Raw genomic sequence first — 6,341 nt, 5'->3', positions numbered from 1 at the left:
TAGGGGGTTCTAGAGTCGTTTGTAATATTTTGGGGGGGTGGGGTTCTAGAGTGATTTGTAATATTTTCAGAGATAAATCTTGGGGTGGGGGTTCTAGAGTCGTTTGTAATATTTTTGGGGGTGGGGTTCTAGAGTGATTTGTAATATTTTCAGAGATAAATCTTGGGGTGGGGGTTCTAGAGTCGTTTGTAATATGCTATAAACTTTGGTATCTGGAAGTTCTAGCGTCGAGCGTGGCATTGCCATAGCCCCGACTTTAAAATAAGTCGATTCTCAAAACAGCTCTATATATAGAGGGCTAATAGCAAAAAGCGTGCTTTGCACTCCCATATATGAGCAAATGAAGACTTTGTAATAAATTTTGTAGCGATCGCCAATAATTAGTCAGGAATCAGAGCGATCGACTGATGCCATTCCGAGCAACCTTCTAGAAGCATTCGTCAGGCGAGTAATATTAAGAATTTAATGCAAAAGTTCGTTCCAAAATTTCTTGATTTTCACCTGTCAGGGAACGCTTTTCGTTCTCAATTAGAGAAATTAAGCCTTGGCTGAGTCCGCTCAGGGCGGATAACTTTGGCTGACTCCAGCCTTTCTCCTTTCTACGAGCCTTGATTTGGGCACCAGTTAGAGTAGGCTGAGACTGGACTGGTAATACTACTACTGGTTGTATTTCAGACTCGCTAGTAGGTCTGGGAGCGATCGCATCTTTTTTCCAATTTTCTGGAGGCTCGATCCATAGCTGTGCTGATAGAAGTTGATCGAAGAATCCTTTCGGTCTACTCTGGTTGCTGCGCCCAAAACCTGGAGGTTGCAACTGTGGAGGGTAGGTATCTGGGTGAAAGTAAAGTTGCCAACCTTTGTCGTGCAAAGCTAACAAGTCCTCGTCCCAAGTATTAGCAAGCTTTTTACGGAGTTGGCTATCTTGTCTTGCCGCTTCAATTCTTTGAGTGCCGTAGGCAATTTCCATCAGAGTCTGCGCTACATGATGATTCTGCCGATCGACTTTAGATTTGAATAGCAGCCACACCATCAATCGGGCTGCACCTTCACGATGTTGCCAAAGGCTCATAATATCCTCCAGCAAAGCTTTAGATAGTTCACCGCACGGGCAATAAGCACTAATGTCTCTACGTCCTTCATCGTTGAGAAAGTATTTTGCCCATAGCCCAGCTCGAACAGTGAAAGTGATGCCTGTTAGCTCTTTATTACCAAATAAATCTTGTTGATAGTGGTAACGAATTCCTAATAAATGCCAAAGTCTACCTTCTTCTACAGTGAATCCTTTCGCTTTGCCTTGAGCGGGCCAGGAAACATAGGTTGTAATTTTGCAGGGTTGTTGGACGATTTCTTTGATTAGTGCTAACTTTTGTTGTCGGTTTTTATCGGTACGTTTTTGCAGACCGAGATAGGCTTCGATTTGCCGATCGTCTATGACCAGCTCCTGTTCCCAAGGGCGATCCAACTGCGTAGCATGGGCAGCATAAATCAAGTGCATACAAGCCGCTCGAATGTCAAAAGTATCGATGACAGCTAGAGCCGCAGCACCAGCTAGCGTTGCCGGATATTCTTGTTCCAGGTCTTCAGTTACCCAAAATAGGACTACTCCCTTACCATTTTCAACATCCTTGGCATAGCACAGCTTGCCATTTGGATCGGCGCTCCAGGGCAAATCCTTCCTCTGCGTCAGGATACTACTTGCTCCCCAAATTGGCATTGCCGAAGCCATACTGGTTGCTGCTGAATTGACAAAGAGATCGGGACTAGTTTGAGGTCTATCTGTAAGTTGATGTTGCTTGCTGCTATCCTGTTTCCGATCCACTTGCCGAGTGGAGCGCGTGCGGCGGGTTCCACCTTTAGTAGCAGATTGCTTGGGCTGGCTGTCAGGTATGCTTTTACGCACCATCTTCATTCTACTCCTCAACTTGCACTAGACTGTAGCATCAATTGCCAGTTACAAGGTATTGCCTTGCTCGTCCACCGCTTGCCTTTAACTGCTACGTAGATTTTCTCTACTCGCCAAGAGTTTTTAGTTGCGTATAGGTGGCGGTAACGCTTGCTAATTCCGATCTGCCTTTTGGATTAGTTCTGCTCCCTCGAGCAGTGCAAAGTCGTCAATGGAGCTATTCGAGCTGGGGACAATACAGGTAAGCTTGTCTCGATCCTATTCAATTCAGAAGCAGCGTCACTCTGTTGTTGGGGAACGAGTTGCCCAGTTGTCATGAGATCGTCCGCTAGCCCAGAAGCGGCTCTGTCACGATCGGCGTTGGAGTCAGCCTTCTCTAGGTCAGCTAGGATGAGTGAGTGAATATACTTTTCAATAGTTAAGTAGTTGGTAGCAGAAGCCCGTTGTTGCAAAGCTTCTGCTAATTGAGCTGGAAGATAGATGGTATATTTAACGAGCGGTTTATCGCCTTTTCCACAATCTGCTTTGTTGTGGGACATGGTTTGCTCTTGCCAGCGATCGCATTCCAGTGCCCGTTGAGAGCCATCTTTTTCTACCATGTTGAGAGTGCCGAGCTGGTGGCAATAGATGGTTTGGTTGTCAATAGATTCTCCCCTCCAATGACAGTTCCAGCAGCTCTTGCAGAGATTGTCTTTGTCTATGCATTCGCGATCGCCCAGATCGCTTGCTGCTGTGTCCCAATTATCTATTGCAGCAGACAACTCCTGCTCGTCCGTTTCTATAGACGCTGCCACACTCGGACTGGGGAGTTGCCGCTCGGACTTAAGTAATGCAATCCCGCGTTTAACTGACACTTCCCCCGAGGCAATTTTATCTAGGACGTATTGGCGTTTCTCAACTGGCTCTCGTATGACTTTGTAGGCAGCGTCTATGCTTTGCTCGTTAAGGATCGAACGGAGAGCCGCCGCCTGCTGGCGATCGTCCAAACCTACTGACTCGTCAATCAGTGCCACTACCTTAGCAGCTTTAGAGTAAGTTACCCCAGAGCCAAGACCTACCCGTTGTGCAATGCGATCGCGAACCCTACCAAAGTCATCTACCTGAGTGGAAAAATTTTTCCACTCTGCTCTAGCTGTATTGTTGTTTTGGGTAGCTAGTTTTCGCGCTCTAGCTAACTCTGACTCGATACTTTCCCAAGCCTGCCCTTCTCTTACTTTCTGCTCGTTAGTCTTCTGGCGACTGGCATTTTCTAATAGCAGTGCTTGTAGTTCTGCCAGCTCTTCCGGAAATTCTCTCTCTACACAGGGTACAGTTTCAAGACCGAGTTTTATCGCAGCTTTCCAACGCCGATGACCGCTGACAATAGTATTTGAAGGTGTAATGACTAGTGGTTTGATCCATCCACTGGAAGAGATCAAATCGACCAAATCGGAAACGTCTTCATCATCGCCGTAAATGCTAGTGTTGCGCGGGTGCGGTTTTAATCGCTCCAGGGGAACCAATTTATGAAATATTGGCTCTAAGTCCTGCGTCGGTTCTTTCACCTTAAAAGATTCCTAAGAAGATTCTGTTATACAAGTGTATAGTTTATAATGCATTATACGCTTGTTAGATAAAAATGTAATGTAACGCAAACTTGTGAACCGATCGATCTTTGCCACAAAATAGAGATACGTAAATTCACGTAAAGCACGAACAAGTCCCTGTGGAAAACCGCCAAGACCGACTGATAGAGCTAATTGAGTCAATGTTGAGTTCCGGCTGGAACCAAACTAGCCTGAGCAGAGCGATTGGTGTGTCTCAGCCCACAATTGGGCGTTGGCTGGCTGGCAAAAATCTTCCAGAACCAAACTCAAACAACTTCAAAGGACTGGCACGAACGACGGGCGGCACGGCTGAATCGCTCTTGCTCTACCTAGACAGCGAAATCTCTCTCGACGAATACCTATCTAGTGACACAAAATACAGCCGCACGCCCGAACAAATCAAAGCCGATATTCTTAGACTAGATCCTACAGAAATTGCTGCGGTGATAGCTTTCTCAGCTGAAGTCTTAGCTAAAAAATTTCAATATCCTAGCACTGAAACTGTTAGCCAAAACTTACATTCAACTGACAATAAGGTTCCAGCATAATTTTTGACTCGAAAGTGGTGTTTCACTCCAGCAGGATTGTAGAAGCTTGCCTATCCTAACTTTTAGGATGCTGGGCATCCAGCACGGTTTAGTTTCTCTGGTAATTCTTCTACTCTTTCTCCCGCTGCTGTTTCTCCTAGCGTTCCATCCTGGCATATAGGACTCGAATCTCGCTTAGATTTGTACAGTTATTGGGCTGTCACATTATAGATTTGTACAGTTATTGGTTGTAACAGAGTCAACACCAACTAGCTCAACTCAGTTTCTTTGAAGATGGAGGAGCTTGAGCGATCGCTGCTTCACGATGATGCTTGAAACAACGGGTAAAACGCATACTTGGCTTAACTAGGCGCTACCGCGCAAGCGCTCTTAGCAGTTCTAAATTTATAACTCCATGACTTCTACAGCGAAATCGGGTTCGGCAAACGGTCAGCCTAAGCGTTCTCCATTGCCTATTTCTATCATGTCGCAGTCTCTCAAAGGGCTAAGCCTACTAGCTGCGAAAATTTGGAAACAGCTATCTCAAGCTGAATCTCTGGAACAGGAGGCACAGATCCTCATGCAGCTTTGGCAAGTTCAAGACGATCGAGTTGCTGCCATTGATGCCCATGCAGAGTTAGCAGACCAGATTGACGCTGAGATTGCAGCCGTAAAAGCTAGAATGGAGCATTTAGTCAGCATCCACACCAAAGAGCTAGCTCGGCTGGTCCGTTGGCGAGAAAGCCTGGATACTACCATTCTGCGTCTGAATGAATCAGGGCTAGTTAGCAGTGAGGCAGCAGGACAGTCTCGGCGAATCCGAATCAAACTCAATCCACCTGGGTGTGAAATCTTCAACATAAATGAAGTACCTCCAGATTACATCACCGTGAAGGTGGTGGAGGAGCGCAAACCAGATAAAACCAAAATAAAAGCAGCTTGGAGCAAAGGTACTCCAGTACCAGGAACTCGCGTGGAACGCAAGCGCAGAGTTATCTATGAAATTGCTCCGACTAGCTTAGAGCAAATGAAGGGAGAGGCTCAATCCGCAGCTAAACATTCTCGGCGCTAGGTTGCCCGTTACCTATTACCCATTCCCCATTCAATGTGGATAGTGCCTATTGAAGCTTTATGAACCAAAACTTGTTTGATTGGATCGACCCACAACTAAGGGCAGCGATTGATGCTTTCTACGAACCGATCGTGCCGTGGCGGGCGTTTCGCTTTCCTGTCCCTAGACAGCCGAATGTTGCCGATTTGCTCAATCGGGGCGATCGCATCCAAATTATTTGGGCTAAAGGGACACCTAGAGACAAGGTGGTGACTTTGCCGCTTCAGCCTGTTTTCGTGCGTCAGGTTGTGCCGTGCATCTACGCTCGCTCGGCGCGGTGGGCGATCGCTTGCGACTGCCTCTACCCCGATCGCATCAACGAAGTCAAAGGCTGGTGTATTCAATATTCCCAACTTTATCAGGAGTGGGAGATTCGCAAACAGCATCGGCTCGGACAAAAGCTCAATACCAAAGCTGGCGATGCTAAAGACCGAACCCAGTGGAGTCCACCGTTTGTAGCCAATGGCGGACGAATTCTGTCACTCGTTTACGGCTTAAGTGTAGTTGAGGATTGTGAAGTCAAAGTCGTGGAGAAATTTACTCAATTGCAGCAGATGGAGTTGTGGAATGCTGTTTGATTGCTGTAGTTAAAGAAAACATGAGCCCAGACTGCGTTATGGCAAAGAAATAGTTTGCTAAAGCTGTTGACCGAACTTGTGATTAGCTATGATCGATCAATCTTTGTAATGAAATCTGCAAGCCAGAAAATCAATCTGAGTGCTGCCGACTAGATAGATCGGACGATGTTCTAAGTCAATTCGGCGCGACCAAACATCTGCATCCAAGTATTTTAATGGTTCTGGTTTACCAATTCCTTGAAACGGGTCTATCATCACAGCCGTAACCAAATCTAAAATTTTGGCTGCTTTTTTGTAGTCGGTCTTAAATCACCAAGCCAAGTCTTCTTTGAATTGCGAGCTAAACCCAGGACTGCGCCCAATCGGTAGCGGCTTTTCCTCTGATTCAGAGAAAAAGTGGGTGGACACCCCGCCCCTGGTGGGCGGCTCGACAAAATTTGCAGATAACCCTACTATATATGAAGTAGGTTATCCGCAGTATGCAACGAACTATCCGCATCCAACTGCAACCAGAAGAAGAAACGATCGAAGTACTGACTCAAACGATTGAGCAGTATATAGCAATCCTAGATAGCTTGTGGGAATAAGGAGAAGCCGATAAGCTAGAGAAACCTTTGTAGTTGCTCTCTCAATTCT

At 46.3% G+C, this 6,341-nt stretch carries 6 protein-coding genes and 1 pseudogene; 3 read left to right on the top strand and 4 right to left on the bottom strand.

Features of this window, described 5'->3' with window-relative positions; translation table 11 throughout:
* Positions 1 to 93 precede the first annotated feature (93 nt).
* The 3 genes from DSM107010_RS40685 to DSM107010_RS36195 all read right to left on the bottom strand — a co-directional run bounded on the left by DSM107010_RS40685 (position 94) and on the right by DSM107010_RS36195 (position 3,447).
* Positions 94 to 240: a hypothetical protein gene (locus tag DSM107010_RS40685; RefSeq protein ID WP_199756007.1), complete on the bottom strand. Its 147-nt coding sequence runs from the start codon at positions 238 to 240 to the stop codon at positions 94 to 96.
* Between the two features lie 214 nt (positions 241 to 454).
* Positions 455 to 1,903: a helix-turn-helix domain-containing protein gene (locus DSM107010_RS36200; protein ID WP_106169674.1), complete on the bottom strand. Its 1,449-nt coding sequence runs from the start codon at positions 1,901 to 1,903 to the stop codon at positions 455 to 457.
* 176 nt (positions 1,904 to 2,079) lie between these two features.
* Positions 2,080 to 3,447: a ParB/RepB/Spo0J family partition protein gene (locus DSM107010_RS36195; protein ID WP_106169666.1), complete on the bottom strand. Its 1,368-nt coding sequence runs from the start codon at positions 3,445 to 3,447 to the stop codon at positions 2,080 to 2,082.
* A gap of 161 nt (positions 3,448 to 3,608) precedes the next feature.
* Here DSM107010_RS36195 and DSM107010_RS36190 point away from each other — a divergent pair, with 161 nt between their 5' ends.
* From DSM107010_RS36190 to DSM107010_RS36180, 3 genes are all read left to right on the top strand, one after another.
* Positions 3,609 to 4,037 carry a helix-turn-helix domain-containing protein gene (locus DSM107010_RS36190; RefSeq protein ID WP_241994478.1) on the top strand — a complete coding sequence of 143 codons (429 nt, stop codon included), beginning with the start codon at positions 3,609 to 3,611 and terminating at the stop codon, positions 4,035 to 4,037.
* Positions 4,038 to 4,431: 394 nt separating this feature from the next.
* The gene (locus DSM107010_RS36185) at positions 4,432 to 5,088 is read left to right on the top strand and encodes a siphovirus Gp157 family protein (protein WP_241994477.1); all 657 of its coding nucleotides are present in this window, start codon (positions 4,432 to 4,434) and stop codon (positions 5,086 to 5,088) included.
* Positions 5,089 to 5,147: 59 nt separating this feature from the next.
* The gene (locus tag DSM107010_RS36180; protein ID WP_127025289.1) at positions 5,148 to 5,705 is read left to right on the top strand and encodes a hypothetical protein; all 558 of its coding nucleotides are present in this window, start codon (positions 5,148 to 5,150) and stop codon (positions 5,703 to 5,705) included.
* Positions 5,706 to 5,801: 96 nt separating this feature from the next.
* Here the strand turns inward: DSM107010_RS36180 and DSM107010_RS43430 are convergent.
* Positions 5,802 to 6,113, bottom strand: a pseudogene (locus DSM107010_RS43430) (Txe/YoeB family addiction module toxin).
* Positions 6,114 to 6,341 lie beyond the last annotated feature (228 nt).

Source organism: Chroococcidiopsis cubana SAG 39.79, from assembly GCF_003991895.1.
Taxonomy (GTDB): Bacteria; Cyanobacteriota; Cyanobacteriia; order Cyanobacteriales; family Chroococcidiopsidaceae; genus Chroococcidiopsis; species Chroococcidiopsis thermalis.
This window is presented reverse-complemented; position numbering and strand designations above follow the sequence as displayed.